We start from the raw sequence: 17,305 nt of genomic DNA on the forward strand, positions 1-17,305 counted from the left end.
TAGAATGAAGGCTGATCTGTAACGCAGAGTTTGAAGTCTTCAAGCATAGCCATGAATGGCGGATGGGAGAGCTGTAATGACAAAACGGGTAATTCTGTTGGAAGAAGGTACGGCAGAGATGAAAGGGATAATGGGCAGTAAAGGGGCTGATCTTGCAGAACTTATCCATGCAGGGTGGTCTGTCCCAGCCGGATTTATGGTCACAACGGAATGCTGTCGCGAGTTCTGTACCCGTCTTGGACATCTTTCCGGTGAAGGAGAGGAAGAGATTATTAACGCGATCCGGCATCTGGAACAGCAAACAGGGAAGTTCTTCGGACATTCGGAGAACCCGCTACTACTCGCGGTACGTACGGACCAGGATCGAGCATCAGCAACACGATCACTGCTCAATGTTGGTCTTAATGATGCTACTGTGGAAGGACTCGCACGTCAAACCGGTGATCGGTTGTATGCACTCCAATGTTATCTAGATTATTTAAAGGAATATGGACAGCTGGTGTATGCAATTCCGTCTGAATTTTTCACAGAAATATCGAGTCATGTCAAGGGTCGGGATGAAACGGAACTTGAATTAACCATTACACAATTTAAATATTTAATCGAAGGGGAGGGGAGGAACCCTTTTCCTCAAGATGTTCAAATTCAATTTAAAGAAGCAGTACGTGCGGTATATCATTCACAGCGTAGTAAAGCATCCAGATCTCAGGACGAGATCATGCGTAAATCATATTACATCTCTTCGGAGCAAAGCGCTCCTGTTCTTATACAGACGATGATGCATGGAAAATGTGGAGAATCAAGCGGTACCGGAACAATGTATACGCGCAGTCCACTTACAGGAGAAAGGGGAATCAATGGACAATACGTCCCAACTGGGAACGCGAGCCAAACAGATCATGGTCTGGGGCGTTTACGGAATGACGAACCTGAGCTGTACACAAGTTTGCAGGAGATTGGAGACCAGTTGGAGACGCGTAATGGAGAAGTGCAGGAAATCACGTTTGTGATTGAAGCCGGCGCGATGTATGTTGTGCAGACCCAGCCCGCACGATTATCCTCCACAGCCACACTGAGGAGTACCGTGGATTTTGTCCATGAAGGATTCATCACCAAGGAGGATGCACTTCTTCGCATCCAACCTGCGCATATAACGGAAGTGCAGAAGCTTTACACAAATCCTAGTTCTATCAACGAAGCGAGCACTGGAAATTTTCCAGTAACTAATGATGAATGTCCAGCTTATAACAACTCAGATTCACTTTTATCAGCAGATCTGCAACTACTGCTCGATTGGGCTGATGAAGTGAAAGAGCTGAAGGTAATGGCCAATGCTGATCGACCACAAGATGCCATAACAGCACGGATACTGGGGGCTGAGGGAATAGGTCTGTGCAGGACGGAGAACATGCTGTTATCACCTGCGCGGTTACCATTTGTACAAAAAATGATCCTGGCAGACAGTGAATCCGAACGCAGGCGTGGTTTGGAGCGTCTGTTGCCGATGCAGCAGTCTGATTTTGAACAGATATTCGAAGCGATGGATGGATACCCGGTAACGATACGTTTGCTCGATTCGCCGTTGCATGAACTGCTACCGGATTGGGGAGTGTTGGAGAAACGACGTGAGTGGTTACAAGCAGAGGAGTGGCAGGAGCAAAAAGACCATCAGATTGAACTGGAGGAACTGGAACGTGTAATTCGCAGAGTCAGTGAATTGCATGAACATAATCCGACATTGGGGCAACAGGCTTGTCGGCTGAGTACGGTGTTCCCGGAGATCGTTGATATGCAGCTGGAAGCGATTTTTCGCGCAGCGGTGAAAGGTATCCGGCAAGGCTGGTGGGTACGTCCCGAGATTATGATCCCGCAGATCGGTCATGTGCATGAACTTCAGGTGATGAGAGATCTGGTGGATCATGTGGCTGACCAAGTGCTTGGTGAGGAGAAGCGGCATTGTCTCTATAGAGTGGGGGCGATGATCGAAGCTCCGAGAGCGGCGCTGACGGCGACTCACATTGCTCGCCAGGCTGACTTTTTCTCGTTTGGCACGGATGAGCTGACAGAGATGACATTTGGATATAGTCGCCATGAAGCTGAGAAGCGATTCATTCAACTGGATACGGACTCTCGTACGGTAACGAATAATCCATTTTATGTGCTGGACATTGAGGGAGTCGGACAACTGATTGAGATGGCGGTAGTCCAAGGTCGAATTCGAAAACCTCATCTGAAGACAGGGATCTGCGGAGAAAATGTGGTGGATTTGGAGTCCATTACGTTCTGCCACCGCATTGGTCTGGATTACGTAAGCTGTTTGCCTGCACAGATCCCTTATGCACGAATTGCTGCTGCACAAGCAACCATTAAGGAACAGAGAGAGGGCGCGAACACTCAGAATGCAGATATATCCACAATTGCGTAACACTCACCCCGTCCTACACGGAACTTCCATGGAATAGCAACCAGAAAACTGTTATACTGAAATATGCGTTTTGTAAAATGAACGTAAAATTTCAGGGTAAGGGTTGAAAGCGACCATGTATAATTCCAAAAATGAACGAACTTCATCACGGACCTTATTCGCCGTGTTATTCATTCTTATGCTGCTGAAGCTGTCACTGCTGCGGTATTTCTTTTTCCAGGGTCTGTCCGGCATCGGTCTGTTAACTGACGCATTAGGCGCACTAACTGTGGTATGCCTGCTGGATCTGATCGTGCCCAAAGGCTGGAAGCGAGCAGTATACGGAGGATTCAATGTTCTGTTTTCTCTGGTGCTGTTCGCGGCTACGCTGTATAACGTTCATTTCAGTTCGGTACCCACCTATACCGCGCTAAGTGAGTTGGGGCAAGTTGCCCAAGTACGGGGAAGTATCGGACCACTGGTACGACCGGAGCACTTTCTGTTTTTTGCAGACATCGTACTGGCATTGCCAATATGGTTGATTATGCGTAGACGTGCTGGCGGGCGTAACCATAGCAGTTACCGCGATAGCGGTCTGACGTTTGGTAGAATTCGCAAACGTTACTGGGGCAAGCTCGGCGTTGCGCTTACTGCTGCATTCTGCATCGTGTTGTCTGGCAGTTTTATTGTCAAAGGTGAAACGATTGATAACGAACTGGTTCGGGCGGAGAATCTCGGTTTCCTGAACTATCAGGTATCGTCTGCCATTCTGACGAGCAAAGAGAATGAGGCCATTGCGAATGGTAACATTAACGAAACAATTGCTAAGATCAATGAGCTGGTTAGCAAATATCCGTATCAGGATAAACCAAGTAACGGCTCAGCCGTGAAAGCCAAATATTTTGGTCAGGCCAAAGGCAGCAATCTGATTGTACTGCAACTGGAGTCCTTTCAGAATTTCCCGATTAATGCTTCATTAGACGGTCAGGAGTTAACACCGGTACTGAATGATCTGGCCAAAGAAAGCTATTATTTCTCTCATTTTTTCCAACAGATCGGACAGGGAAACACATCAGACGCGGAGTTCATGTCGAACACGTCTATCTATCCAACCGGAGTTGTTCCCATGTCAGCAGGGTATAGTGACCGCGAACTGCCGAGTCTTCCCAAGTTATTGGGGAAAGAAGGATATGAGTCCGAGACGTACCACGTCAATGACGTTACCTTCTGGAACCGGAACAAGATGTATCCGGCACTCGGATTCACTCGTTACTTCGACAAGCCCAGCTTCGAGAATGACAGATTCAATGACTTTGGACCATCGGATGAAGAGTTGTACCGTGTAGGTGTGGAAAAAATGACTGCGCATCAGGCTGCGAATCAGCCGTTCTATGCTCAGTTCATTACGGCATCGAGCCACTCGCCGTTTACGGTTCCCGCTGATCGTGCACGAATTACGATTCCTGCGACCATCACGAACAAATTGCTTCACGATTATCTGCAAGCAATCAACTATACGGACTATGCCATCGGTCAACTCATTAATGAGTTGAAGGCGAACGGATTATGGGATAATACTACTTTAGTGCTCTACGGAGACCACTTTGGTCTGCCTGCTGACGAAGAGATTACACAGCAGATTCAGGCCAATCTGGGCGTCCCGTATGACGGTAAAGTAAGTCGATTCAACATCCCGTTCATGATTCACACGCCGAAACAGACCAAAGGGCAATTGATTGAGCAGCCAGGCGGTCAGTTGGATATGTTGCCAACGATTATGAACCTGATGGGAGTTTCGCTCCAGGATGAGAAATTCACTGCCTTCGGACATGATTTGCTCAACATGGACCACAATGCCTTCGGTATCCGGTATTACTTGCCGACGGGTTCATTTGTCAACGATGACATCATGTTTATCCCGGGTGCGGGCTTTGACGATGGAACAGCCTATTCGCTGAAGACATACGAGCCAGTAACGGATTTGGAACCGTATCGTGCCGATTATGAACATGTGCTCAGCCTGATGAAACTGTCTGACGAGTATGTGAAGTTGTTACCGAAACGTGCACCATAAATCAATTTTTCTGCAATAGGTCAGATCAAAAACGTCACCAGTTCAAAAGCTGGTGGCGTTTTTTTGCATGTTTCTTGCACAAGTGTTGTAATAAAGAGGATAACTAAAGTTTGAAACTGTAATAATTAATGTTACAATGGGATGAGCAAGAATGAAGTGAGCAAAAGCGCGTAATATTCGCAGATCTCATATTCAAAGTACTTATGAACCTAACAGACGAGAGGATTGAATATATATGAAACTGAGTGTACTCGAACATGGACATATCAACGAAGGACGAAGTGTACAGGATACGTTGCAGGAAACGGTGAAACTCGCACAACATGCGGATCAATTGGGGTACTCCCGCTTCTGGATGTCGGAGCATCACGGTAGTGGTGCGCTGTCTTTCTCCAGTCCTGAAGTTATGATTGCACATGTGGCTGCACATACGGATCGAATTCGCGTAGGTTCCGGTGGCGTTATGTTACCTCACTATAGTGCCTATAAGGTTGCAGAGAATTTCCGTCTGCTGGAAGCTCTGCATCCGGGACGGATTGACCTTGGGATTGGCAGAGCACCGGGAGGCATGCCAATTGCCAGCAGAGCGCTGAATGAAGGCAAATCATCGAATGTACAATTCTTTCCGCAACAGATCACGGATCTGGGCGGATACTTCCACGAGCAGTTGCCTGAGGATCATCGGTTTGCATCTCTGGTAGCCGGACCATCGGTTCCCACGGTACCCGAAGTGTGGTTGCTGGGTTCCAGCTCCGAAGGTGCAAGAATTGCTGCGGCACAAGGGACATCGTATGCGTTTGCCCAATTCTTCGGAACACCAGGCGGCGAAGAAGCGATGAAACATTACCGCAGACATTTCAAGCCGTCCATCCTGAATGACAAACCACATTCAATGATTGCTGTCTCGGCATTCTGCGCGGAGACAGAGGAAGAAGCGGCTGAACTTGCGCGCAGCAATGAACTTTTCTTCTTACGCCTTGGACGAGGTCTTGAACAAAGTTCCTTCCCATCTCTGGAGACGGTGAACAACTATCCGTACACAGCGATGGAGATGGAACAGATCCGTCAACGTCGTTCTTTTTCCATCGTGGGAACACCAGATCAGGTGAAAGACAAAATTACCGCAATGGCAGAACGCCATGAAGCAGATGAAGTCATTATTGCATCAGCGGTTCATTCGTTTGAAGCACGTCTGCGCTCATTTGGCTTGATTGCAGAAGCCTTTGGACTCAAGCAGGACTAATGGTAAGCAAGCGGGAATAACTACTCTAAACAGACTGGAATCTTGCGCATGCAAGGTTCCGGTTATACTCTTGCGTGATCAGGGAGAGGAGAGATTCACATGCGCAGATGTGTCATTAGTGATATTCACGGCTGTTACGATGAATTTAATGCACTGCTTAAGCTTGCAGATTATAATCCGCAGCAGGATGAATTGATTTTACTTGGTGATTATGTGGATCGCGGTCCAAGCAGCAGACAGGTCATCGAACAGATTATGCAGCTTCAGCAACAGCACCATATTATTGTGATTAAAGGCAATCACGATGCCATGATGGTCAAGGCGTTAACTCAGGATGTTGAGCAATATGATCAACACTGGATTCGTAACGGCGGACTACAGACGATGGCAAGTTATCTGGATCTGGAGCTTACTTATGATGAGCAACAGATAGATTGGGAAGCTTATGGTGAAGCCAAACAGTGGATACGTACACACTATGAACACCATCTTCGTTTTCTGGAACAGCTTCCGCTGGTGTACGAGATTCCGGGTTATATTTTTGTGCATGCCGGGATTAACCCGGATATCGAGGATTGGAGAAACCAGTCCGAGCGGGACTTTATTTGGATTCGTGAATCATTCTATTCCAGACCAACGACGATTAGAGAGACGGTCGTATTTGGACACACCCCCGTGAAGCATTTGCATGATGAGACAGGCATTTGGTTTGACCCGAGCGGAGACAAAATTGGCATTGATGGTGGTTGTGCCTACGGAGCGCAATTGAACCTGCTGGAGATTAGCGAAGACGGCAGTCTACAGACCTTTTTTGTTCGACAAGGGCAGAGCGCGGAAGAGCCTGAGATTTAATGTTTTCGTTGCGTATCAGGGTTTCGTATGCTAATTTTATAAGGTTGTACGATGAATAAATACGATACATATCATATCGACTTGAGGGTAATGAACCAAGTTTGGCTATTTTCCAAAATGACTTACCTGAGAATGATTTGCAATCAATTCGCTGTAAAAGGATTGGAATTAAGCCTTATTAGCGCTATAATCAGTAGGGTATGATTAAAATATGACATGTATTATTCTAAATGAGAATTGACGGAGGGCTATAAATATGGAGAAAGCGTTAATCTTCGGTCACAAAAATCCCGACACGGATACGATCTGTTCGGCAATCGCCTATGCGGATCTGAAAACAAAGTTGGGTCAGGACGTTGAAGCTGTGCGTCTCGGCGAAGTCAATGGTGAAACCCAGTTCGCACTGGATCAATTCAAAATCGCAGCACCGCGTCTGATTAAAACAGCTGCAAATGAAGTAAATAAAGTCATTCTGGTTGACCACAACGAGCGTCAGCAAAGTGTAAGCGATATTGAGGAAGTGACTGTCGTTGAAGTTATTGACCATCACCGTATTGCTAACTTTGAGACAAGCGGACCTCTGTATTTCCGTGCAGAGCCTGTAGGTTGTACAGCAACCATTTTGAATAAAATGTACAAAGAAAATGGCATCGAAGTGAGTGCACCAATTGCTGGCCTGATGTTGTCTGCCATTATCTCCGATTCCCTGTTGTTCAAATCCCCGACTTGCACAGAGCAGGACGTAGCCGCTGCGCGTGAACTGGCTGTTATTGCTGGTGTAGATGCAGACAGCTATGGTCTGGACATGCTGAAAGCCGGCGCGGATCTGAGCAAAAAAACAATTGCTGAACTAATTTCCCTGGATGCAAAAGAATTTGTAATGGGTCAATCCAAAGTGGAAATTGCACAGGTTAATGCCGTTGACGTGAATGATGTTCTCGTGAAGCAACCTGAGCTTGAAGCCGCTATTGATGCAATCATTTCCAGCAAAGGTCTCGACCTGTTTGTATTTGTCGTAACAGACATTCTGAACAACGATTCTGTAGCTTTGGCATATGGTACATCCACTAAAGCCGTGGAGAAAGCCTACAATGTGACGCTGTCTGATAGCAGAGCTATCTTGAAAGGCGTAGTATCACGCAAATCACAAATTGTACCGGTTCTGACGGAAGCATTCAACACGCTGTAAATCAAACCGATTGGCATATTCATACGCTGATATGTATTACAAATAAGTAGCAACACCATCCTAGCCTGCTCTGATCCGTAAATGGTCAGGACAGGCTTTTGATGTAGAGGAGGAAGAATCATGATTAAAAATGAAAAGATCAAAGCGGCCGAAGTGCAGCTCACCGGCCTAAATGGTGAAGATCTGGGTGTGATGTCAACGCAGGAAGCACTTCTACTTGCGAAGCAACATAAAGTAGATCTGGTGTGCTTGTCCTTGATGACAAGTCCACCGCCATGCAAGCTGATTGGAGCTGGAGCGGCCAAAGCAGAAGCGCAGCAGGCGAAGAAAAAAGCGAGTAAATCCCCCGATAAACGTAAAGTAAAGGAAATTCGCTTGAACCTTGCGATGGAGGATCACGACCGGGATACGAAGCAATCTCAGGCGGAGCGCATTCTGAAGAAGGGTGATTCGGTAAAACTCGTCATCCAGGTGCATGGAGCCAAAGAAGGAGTTGCAGGCAAGGAGTGGGCTGAGCAACTGAGCAAATCGCTGGCTGAATTCGGTAGCAAAACGACAGGTGTTCAGGTAAGTGGTAAACAGGTTGTTGTGCAACTGGACCCTAATGCGTAAACTGCCTGGAGCGATCCTCGGTGTAGCACAAAGGTAACGAATGTCGATACAGTAATGATTTTTTGGATGTAAAGAAAGCCCAATGAGGTGGCAGGTTAACTGCTGCTGTATTGGGCTTGTTTGTCATCACTTGGATTGAGGTGTCGTCCAATTTAATGCAAAAGCCGTTTCTGTTCCAGTAGTTCAGCTGCGTAAATAACGGCTGCCACCAAGACGTACATATAACTGCCCAGGTAATACAGGCGTGGAACCAGCGGCCATATTATTCTGGCTGTTTTTGGCGAATCGGGATAAATAAAAGAAGTCCGGATAGATCACCATATCCATTAAGTAGGCGGAGACCCGGCTACCTGGAACGCGGAACTGGTTCAGGGTACGTATAATTTCTTCGCCGCGTGCAATACCAATGCCATGACCATAATACCAGTTCTCACGCAGCATGAACGTATTCTCTCCCTGCCACTCGGGGGTTTCCGGAGAAACATCCGGATTTTTGAAATACAGCACATCTCCTGGAAGGGCGGTTTCACTACCGTTTTTTTCGGTTAATCGCAGGTCACTGTCATAATGCCAGTCGAAGAGTAACAGATTTCGAAACAGGGAATTAAAGGCGTCTTCGCGAATGCTTCCCAGCACGCCACCATACAGCACAATAACGGTAGCTGTTGCACATTCAAAGGCATATAAGTGTCCATTCCTCCAGATATCTCGGATACCGTCGGCGGGTGTCACGTTTGATCTTAGCTCGAACCCACCTTCCGCATTACGATCCCAGTAGGCAGGATTACATCTGGATTTCTCAAAGGATGCAAAACTCACACCGCTTCGATCCAATCCTTCCGCTGCATCCACGAGAGAGCCCCTCAAGTCCCACTCAAAACGAAGATGATCCATGGATTGGTACACATACCTTGTAGGCCGATTCTGGAGTTGCTGTAACCAATGCCATTCAAAAGCAGACCATTCCAAGCGGTTCAGCTGGGCGGGTTGATTAGCAACAATGATCATGATCCATAACCTCCGTTCCTATTCGAATATTCAACATTGTATAATCGGGAGAGCACGGGTATTGTGTAGTATATGACGTGATGTGTTCGAATTGGTATGTACACAATGAAAGTTGTCAGCATTCAAAATTAAAAATGTCGCTTCATGCAGGGATTTTGTCCGATCTCGTTTATCAATCATGGCATTTGGGGTAGTACTCTATAGATGAAGTTATGTTCAGGTCGATCTATTCATACGGAATACATTCGAATTCTCATAAAGGAGGACATGTAATGTCGAAATCCATTACAGAGAGCCGATCTCTGTTCGAACAATTGTATACGCACGCACCAATCGGCATTGCTGTCGCATCGCATGTAAATGGACGGTGGTTGCAGCTTAATCCTGCATTTTGCGAGATGCTTGCATACAGTGAAGATGAACTGATCGATACTTCGGTCATACATATGATCTACGAAGAAGATCTGCATATGGAGGAATTCCGCAGCAAGTTTTGGGAAATGACCCATGAAACAAGTCCGATGTACGAGACGGAGGTTCGTCTGAAACGAAAGGACGGTTCGTTATTATGGGCAACCCTTAGAGCTTGCATTGTTAGGGATGAAACGAATGGTGAGCCCTTGTATTTGCTGGTACAAGCTGCTGATATTACGAAACAAAAAGATGCAGAGGAAATACTCATCGTGCAACGTAAGCAATTGGAAGAGAGCAGTCGTATCTCTCGCCTGCTGGCGGAGTCTTCATTAGATCTGATTGCAATACATGATGCCGATTCTAGTCGTACATTTAAATATGTATCGAATGCATGTAAGAGCATGTTGGGCTATGAGCCAGAAGAAATTATAGGTAAGCCGGGAACATTTGTTATCTATCCGGAGGATGTGCCTATGGTTGAAGCGTACGTGGAAGAGCAGAGAAAGGGTCTGGCTCCCAAACGGATCAATTATCGTCTTTTACATAAGGATGGATCTACGGTGTGGGCAGATACCATTACACATTATGTTTATGACAGTGCAGGTGAACTGATAGAGCTCGTCGCTGTAACCCGGGATATCACTGCCAGCCAGCAACAACAGTTAAGCATGCAGGAGTACAGATCGTTATTTGACTGTAATCCCCTAGGTGTGGCTTCTCTTGATCTGGAAGGCAATCTGCTGAAAGCCAATATGGGTCAGGAACAGTTGACAGGACACACCAAGGAGGAGCTGCTGAGTCGGCCTTTTGATCACCTCATTGATCCTGTGGATCTGGAGAAGACTCGATATCATTTTGAGGAAACGGTGAAGGGCAATGCACAGAGCTACGAGATAGGCTTAATTCACAAAAATGGGCAGCGAATTGAAACAAATGTGATTAATGTTCCTATTATACTTGAGGACAAAGTTGTCGGGGTCTACGGGATTACCAGTGACATTACAGAGTCCAAACGTTACGTCGAGGAAATCGAGAATCTTAGTTATGAACGGGCATTGATATTGAATGGCATGTCTGAGGGTGTTATTGGACTGGACCTTGATGGGAATCTGAACTTTGCCAATCCAGCCGCTGCGGAGATCATGAACTTCTGTCCAAGTGAAATGAATGGCAAGCCCCTTGACCAGATGATGATCCAAATGCAGAGCGAAGGCATCCCCTACCCATCCAAGGATACACCAATTCTACAGGCTGTTCGTGAGGGACGAGGTCTGCCGCGTACCGAATCCGTATTCTGGAGACAGGATGGATCCAGTTTCCTGGCGGAGTTCCAATTGAAGCCGATTATGGATCAGGGTAGAACCCGCGGGGCAGTGTTGGTTTTCCGTGATATGACATCTGTTAAGGACATCATACGTGCCAAGGAAGCAGCAGAGCATGCAGACCGGGCAAAGTCTGAGTTTCTCGCCATCATGAGTCATGAGCTTCGTACGCCCTTAAACGGCATCATGGGCATGGCCCATCTGTTAATGGAAACCGAGCTGGATGATGAACAGAAAGGTTTTGCGGAAATCATGATTGATAGCGGCGAATCCCTTTTGTACATTTTGAACGAAATTTTGGATTTCAGCAAAATCGAAGCAGGCAAAATGGATCTTGAGCGCGCACCTGTAGATATTAAGGCGATGTTGGGTGGGGTGATCGAGCTGTTTGCACTGAAGGCATCAGAGAAAAATATTGAACTTTATTATGAAGTGTCGGATCACATTCCTGAACGCATTAGAGGGGATGAGACACGAATCCGGCAGATTTTGATTAATCTGGTGGGTAATGCCGTTAAATTCACAGAGAAGGGCCGTATTATGGTGAGCGTAGGTGCTGATTTCTCAGATGAGCATGGTCAGGATAACCTGATGTTGACCTTTAAGGTGAGAGATACAGGGATCGGCATTCCAATAGAAAAGCAGCATCAATTGTTCCAATCCTTCTCACAGCTTGATCCGGCCATCAATCGTAAGTTTGGCGGGACAGGTCTGGGCCTTGCGATCAGCAAAAAACTGGTGGAGTTAATGGGCGGAGCGATTGGCGTACAGAGTGAGATCGGTGAGGGGGCAGAATTCCAGTTCACCCTCGTAGTGGAGCGGTGGTTAGAGGAAAGTAATGACCCGATCGATATCACCACGAATGATGAATTGCAATTGGATCGAGCTAGTCTTGCCCATGACATCAAAATTTTGATTGCTGAGGATCAAGCGGTCAACAGTCATCTGTTGGAGGAGATGCTGCGCAAGTTTGGCGGAGTGTGTGATATCGTTGAGAATGGGGCACAGGCCGTCGATTCATTGAACAAGGAATATGACCTGGTGTTTATGGATATTCAAATGCCAGTTATGGATGGGATTGAAGCGACCTGCCACATCAGACAGAGCCACCCAGACATACCGGTTATTGCAGCGATTACAGCTTTTGCAGGCGCCGGTGACCGTGAGGAGTGTCTGAAATGCGGGATGCAGGACTTTATCAGCAAACCGTTTCATTCCACGGAGATTAGCCGCGTACTGAATACATGGGTTCCATATATTCGCTCTCAAAGGGTAACGTAACGAAAAAATAACCTGCGCCTTGAAATTTAAGGTACAGGTTATTCTGTCATTTACTCAAATTAGTTGGCACCGACAACAAAAATCAGGACCAGCCTCCGATTAAACCGGAGAGAGTCACACATTCGTCATCTTCCAAATCTGCAATCAGAGTGAGTTCTTCGTTGTCTTGTGGATCAACGGAGAATAATTCACGGCGTCCGTCCTCATGCACAATAATGACTAACTGATGGCCGCCCTTTGTATCAAACTGGTACTTAACTCCGATACCAGGTAGTGGGCATTCGCGGATATTCATGAAACCTGTCACCTCTTTAGCTTTGCTTAATAAAAAATTAACCGTTCACACAGTACGGATGTATTCTACTATCCATAACACCGTTTGGCAAGCCACAAATAAAATTGGTGTGAAGAATTAATTTTTTCCGCGATGTGATCTTGCACTATGGCGCTGTCTGGCCCGTCTGCGACGAACAAAAAACCAAATGAGCAGAGCGGCGATTAATAATAGACCAATGACTGCAATTATGATGATATTCCGGATATTGGGAACCTGTACAGTCAGATCCAGTTTATTCATCTGGAGGGGTGAAACGTGCCAAATGAGCGTTTTTCCGCCATCCTCCACCTGATCTGCATTGGAATCGGCTGCCTTGATGGGTAAAGACAACTTAAAGTCAAAGTTAACATCTTTTAACAAGAGGTTTTTAAGAAAGCTAGGCACCTTGTTAATTTGATTTTTGATCTCACCATCGGGCATGGACTCCATGAGATCGGCTTCTGCTGTAATGTGCATCTTTGAAGTGAAGAAGCCGGGGGAAGTTGATTGTTCAACCATGATCCCTTGTGGTAACTTGGACGTATCAAAGCTGGTTTTATTGCTTTTTTCATAATGGGTGGTCGCTGTGAGCTGCTTCTGATCTCCCTGTTCCGAAACCTCTGCCTGGAAGTTATTTCGATTCAATGCATCTGCGATCAGAGGCATAAGATTGTCTTGTCCAATTTTTCCAAGAGCGGAGTTCTTTACGTTGAGATTGAGATCCAGATCCGTTGATCCATCCATATTCACCGTTAGATGGGCTTCTCCATCAGCACAGGCGGATAAAATACATAACATAAGGGCTAATAAAACAGTAAGAAATAACTGACGTAAGGGGATGCGAGTTGACATGTCTTTCAACCTTTCTGCGTAAAAATCCAAATTCCATTTCATAGAAGTATAGTATACACCGTAAGCATGGCGGATGAAACTTTGAACCGTGCAATGAGGTACGTATGATTTAGTGTGATCGGGGAAATAATCCATTTATTAAAATTAAAGATTTCGTATTTTTGTCAATGTTCGGTCAATTCAAACAGCGCTTCACCGTGTACACTAGTAGTAGTGTGATGAATATACGGAAGCAGGGAGGTTACATTCATGACATATATCATTATTATGGCCGTTATTATGGTCGTGGGCATGGTCGGAATGGGCTGGTTCTATCAGATTATGGATAAAGACCAAAGCTAGTAATCTTTAAATGTGAAAAGAAGAGAGACAACCTATAAGCTGGCTTCGCTAACGCGAGGCGGGCTTATTTGTGTGGGGAAAAATTTTGAGGCACTGACCTTACATAAGTAAGTAATATATGTAACCATTCATGTTGCACAATTTGACCGATGGACAAATATTTTTCGTAAAGATGGGATTTTTTAGCTGCTCTTTTGTATAATAGGGGGTAGTTTAACTCGGGATCCTCCCGAAATTCTGCCAAACAGGAAAGGGTGTACATAAATGAAATTTAGTGAGTATACGTATACACGTCCGAATCTGGAGCACATCAAGACATCTTTCCGTGAGCTGTTGAGCGGTTTTGAAGCTGCGGCAACGGTTGAAGAACAGAGTGGGTTCATGGATCAGATTAACGCGCTGCGCAGTGATTTTGAGACACAAGCCCAATTGGTCTACATCCGTCATTCCATTGATACCAATGATGAGTTTTACAAAGCGGAGAACGAATTTCTGGATGAGAATGCACCAATTGTGCAGGAATATATTACGGATTTTTACCGTGCACTGGTTAACTCCAAATTCCGCAATGAGTTGGAACAAAAATGGGGTTCACAGCTGTTCCAGCTGGCGGATCTTTCACTGAAAACTTTCAGCCCGGAAATTATTGAAGAACTCCAGAAGGAGAACAAACTTTCCACAGAATACAATCAATTGATCGCATCGGCCAAAATTCCGTTCGAAGGTGAAGAGCGCACGTTGCCACAGCTTCATCCATTTGAACTGTCCACGGATCGCTCCATGCGGGAGCGTGCTTCGGAAGCCAGATACACTTTCATGGCTGAACATGAAGCTGAATTCGATCGCATTTACGATGAACTGGTTAAAGTGCGTACACAGATCGCGAAGAAACTGGGTTATCCAAGCTATGTGGAACTCGGCTATGATCGCATGAACCGTACGGATTACAATGCAGAGATGGTAGCTAACTTCCGGGCGCAAGTTCGTGATTATATCGTACCTGTGGCGACCAAGCTCAGAGAGCGTCAGCGTAATCGGATTGATGTGGATGCGCTGTATTATTACGATCAGGGCTTCAGCTTCAAGACGGGTAACCCGACACCTAAGGGTGACGCGGACTGGATTATCGATAATGGTAAAAAAATGTACGCTGAATTATCACCAGAGACGGATGCCTTTTTCCAAATGATGACCGAAAATGAGCTCATGGATCTGGTAAGCAAAAAAGGTAAACAGGGCGGCGGATATTGTACGTTCCTGAACGATTACAAAGTGCCGTTTATCTTCTCCAACTTCAACGGTACATCGGGTGATATTGATGTATTGACGCATGAAGCAGGTCATGCTTTCCAGGTGTATGAGAGCCGTGATTTTGCAGTGCCTGAATACAATTGGCCGACATATGAATCGGCTGAGATTCATTCCATGAGCATGGAGTTCTTCACATGGCCGTGGATGCAGTTGTTCTTCAAGGAAGATACGGACAAGTACAAGTTTGATCACCTGTCTTCCGGTCTGTTATTCATTCCGTATGGCGTAGCCGTGGATGAATTCCAGCATTTTGTATACGCGAATCCGGAAGCTACACCAGCGGAACGCAAACAGGCATGGCGCAACATTGAGAAGACCTATCTGCCACACATCAATTACAAAGATAATGCGTATCTGGAGCAGGGTGGTTTCTGGCATAAGCAAGGTCACATTTTCTCATCGCCGTTCTACTACATTGACTACACGTTGGCACAAATCTGTGCATTCCAGTTCTGGAAACGCAGCAATGAGGACATGAAGTCCGCATGGGCTGACTATCTGACGTTGTGCAAAGCGGGAGGAAGCCTGTCCTTCACCGGATTGGTTGAACTGGCTGGATTGAACTCTCCATTCGAGGATGGCTGTGTATCCTCCGTAATTGGCGATATTGAGGCATGGCTTGACGGCGTGAACGATAAGGCGCTGTAAGCCTTCGTAAGGATGCTTTTAGTGAAAGTACCTTCGGTAAGGTATGAGCAGTGGATAAAGCTTTAAGATAGATACGTAAGACGGCTTGGAGACCTTCGGGTGTCTGGGTCGTCTTTTTCATTATGGGTAAAAATCAACCTCAAGTGTAACATTTATCGGACTCATTGTGATTTATTTCACTATATCTGAAAACGGATTCAGTTACAATGGAGATAGTAAATCAGGGGTTACAGGAGGCTGGTTCAAATGGCAACACATGCATATTATGTTCCGCCCGTGAACTTGATGGGTAGAGGATGTTTACAAGAAGCAGGTCAGATGATTGAACAGATGGGTATCCGCAAGGCGTTGGTTGTAAGTGATCGTCAGTTGATTACTTCAGGCGTTGCTGAACAGGTACTGTCTATACTAAGAAAATCAGGGTTAGACTATGTAGTATATGATGAGGTTCAGCCTAATCCAACATGTCAGAATGTACATGATGGACTTCAAGTATTCCAGGATCATGGCTGTGACGCCATTATATCGATAGGCGGAGGTTCACCGCAGGATGCTGCCAAAGGCATTGGTATTGTAGCTACGAACGGTGGGCATATCCGCGAATATGAAGGATTTCATCAATCGAAACATAAGTCCGTGCCACTTGTAGCTGTTAACACAACGGCTGGCACATCGAGCGAGGTGACAATAAACTACGTGATTACAGATGAGGAACGTAAAGTGAAGATGGTGATGGTGGACCGCAATAGTCTGGTCTCCCTGTCGGTTAATGATCCGGAGCTGATGCTCAGCAAACCTGCAAGTCTCACAGCGGCCACGGGTATGGATGCGTTGACACATGCCGTAGAAGCGATGGTTACACCGGGTGGATTTACAGTGACAAGTGCGACAGCTGCAGCAGCTGTTGAACTGATCTTTGAATATTTGCCTAGAGCCGTGAGAGACGGCAGTGATCTGGAAGCGCGGGAACATATGACGTATGCGTGTTTCCTTGGCGGGATTGCTTTTAATAATGCGGGCCTGGGTTATGTCCATGCGATGGCGCATCAACTGGGTGGCGTATATGATCTGCCGCACGGTGTCTGTAACGCAATGTTACTCCCGTATGTGGAAGAGTTGAACGCCAAGCATGTACCTGGAAAATTCCGTCATATTGCTAAGGCAATTGGTATGGATGTGAAGGGTAGAAGTGATGAAGAGTGTTCGGATTACGTCATTGAGGCCATCCGTCAGCTATCGAAGGAAGTAGGCATTCCTGAGAAACTGTCTGAACTAGGTGTAAAAGATCCCGATGTGGAACTGCTTGCCGATAACGCGATGAAAGATGCCTGTGCACCAGGCAACCCCTATCAACCGTCCAAGGATGAAGTGATGGAGCTGTTCCGCAAAATTATATAGATGTAAGCACAAAGAGAGCCAGAGTATATTCTGGCTTTT

12 protein-coding genes are annotated in these 17,305 nt (G+C 46.1%); 9 read left to right on the top strand and 3 right to left on the bottom strand.

The genetic code is table 11. The features are described from left to right. The first annotated feature begins 76 nt into the window (after positions 1–76). From NZ043_RS21835 to infC, 6 genes are all read left to right on the top strand, one after another. On the top strand, positions 77–2,425 hold the full coding sequence (locus NZ043_RS21835; protein ID WP_339309218.1) for a putative PEP-binding protein: 2,349 nt from the start codon (positions 77–79) through the stop codon (positions 2,423–2,425). Positions 2,426–2,540: 115 nt separating this feature from the next. After that, a complete protein-coding gene (locus tag NZ043_RS21840) occupies positions 2,541–4,478 on the top strand; it encodes an LTA synthase family protein (RefSeq protein WP_339309219.1) in 1,938 nt (645 codons plus the stop codon). 235 nt (positions 4,479–4,713) lie between these two features. Further along, the gene (locus NZ043_RS21845; RefSeq protein WP_339309220.1) at positions 4,714–5,721 is read left to right on the top strand and encodes an LLM class flavin-dependent oxidoreductase; all 1,008 of its coding nucleotides are present in this window, start codon (positions 4,714–4,716) and stop codon (positions 5,719–5,721) included. A gap of 99 nt (positions 5,722–5,820) precedes the next feature. Next, the gene (locus tag NZ043_RS21850; protein ID WP_339309221.1) at positions 5,821–6,573 is read left to right on the top strand and encodes a metallophosphoesterase family protein; all 753 of its coding nucleotides are present in this window, start codon (positions 5,821–5,823) and stop codon (positions 6,571–6,573) included. A gap of 256 nt (positions 6,574–6,829) precedes the next feature. After that, on the top strand, positions 6,830–7,762 hold the full coding sequence (locus NZ043_RS21855; protein WP_339309222.1) for a manganese-dependent inorganic pyrophosphatase: 933 nt from the start codon (positions 6,830–6,832) through the stop codon (positions 7,760–7,762). A 120-nt stretch (positions 7,763–7,882) separates the two neighbouring features. Continuing rightward, on the top strand, positions 7,883–8,374 hold the full coding sequence (gene infC, locus NZ043_RS21860; RefSeq protein WP_091031425.1) for a translation initiation factor IF-3: 492 nt from the start codon (positions 7,883–7,885) through the stop codon (positions 8,372–8,374). Between the two features lie 183 nt (positions 8,375–8,557). Here the strand turns inward: infC and NZ043_RS21865 are convergent, their stop codons facing one another. Further along, positions 8,558–9,382 (bottom strand): protein-glutamine gamma-glutamyltransferase, encoded by an 825-nt coding sequence (locus NZ043_RS21865; protein WP_339309223.1) that lies wholly within the window; start codon positions 9,380–9,382, stop codon positions 8,558–8,560. A 272-nt stretch (positions 9,383–9,654) separates the two neighbouring features. On the opposite strand from NZ043_RS21865, the gene NZ043_RS21870 reads away from it, so the two are divergent. After that, positions 9,655–12,399 carry a PAS domain S-box protein gene (locus NZ043_RS21870; protein WP_339309224.1) on the top strand — a complete coding sequence of 915 codons (2,745 nt, stop codon included), beginning with the start codon at positions 9,655–9,657 and terminating at the stop codon, positions 12,397–12,399. A gap of 82 nt (positions 12,400–12,481) precedes the next feature. On the opposite strand, the gene NZ043_RS21875 is transcribed toward NZ043_RS21870, so the two are convergent. Beyond that, positions 12,482–12,694, bottom strand: coding sequence for a hypothetical protein (locus NZ043_RS21875; protein ID WP_017688899.1), 213 nt, complete (start codon positions 12,692–12,694; stop codon positions 12,482–12,484). A 117-nt stretch (positions 12,695–12,811) separates the two neighbouring features. Beyond that, complete coding sequence (locus NZ043_RS21880) at positions 12,812–13,567, bottom strand: DUF3153 domain-containing protein (RefSeq protein ID WP_249910949.1); 756 nt, start codon at positions 13,565–13,567, stop codon at positions 12,812–12,814. A gap of 606 nt (positions 13,568–14,173) precedes the next feature. On the opposite strand from NZ043_RS21880, the gene NZ043_RS21885 reads away from it, so the two are divergent. Further along, positions 14,174–15,868 (top strand): M3 family oligoendopeptidase, encoded by a 1,695-nt coding sequence (locus NZ043_RS21885; protein ID WP_339309225.1) that lies wholly within the window; start codon positions 14,174–14,176, stop codon positions 15,866–15,868. A 246-nt stretch (positions 15,869–16,114) separates the two neighbouring features. Further along, the gene (locus NZ043_RS21890) at positions 16,115–17,266 is read left to right on the top strand and encodes an iron-containing alcohol dehydrogenase (RefSeq protein WP_036608771.1); all 1,152 of its coding nucleotides are present in this window, start codon (positions 16,115–16,117) and stop codon (positions 17,264–17,266) included. Positions 17,267–17,305 lie beyond the last annotated feature (39 nt).

The sequence above is a fragment of the Paenibacillus sp. FSL k6-2145 genome (assembly GCF_037976585.1).
Classification (GTDB): Bacteria; Bacillota; Bacilli; order Paenibacillales; family Paenibacillaceae; genus Paenibacillus.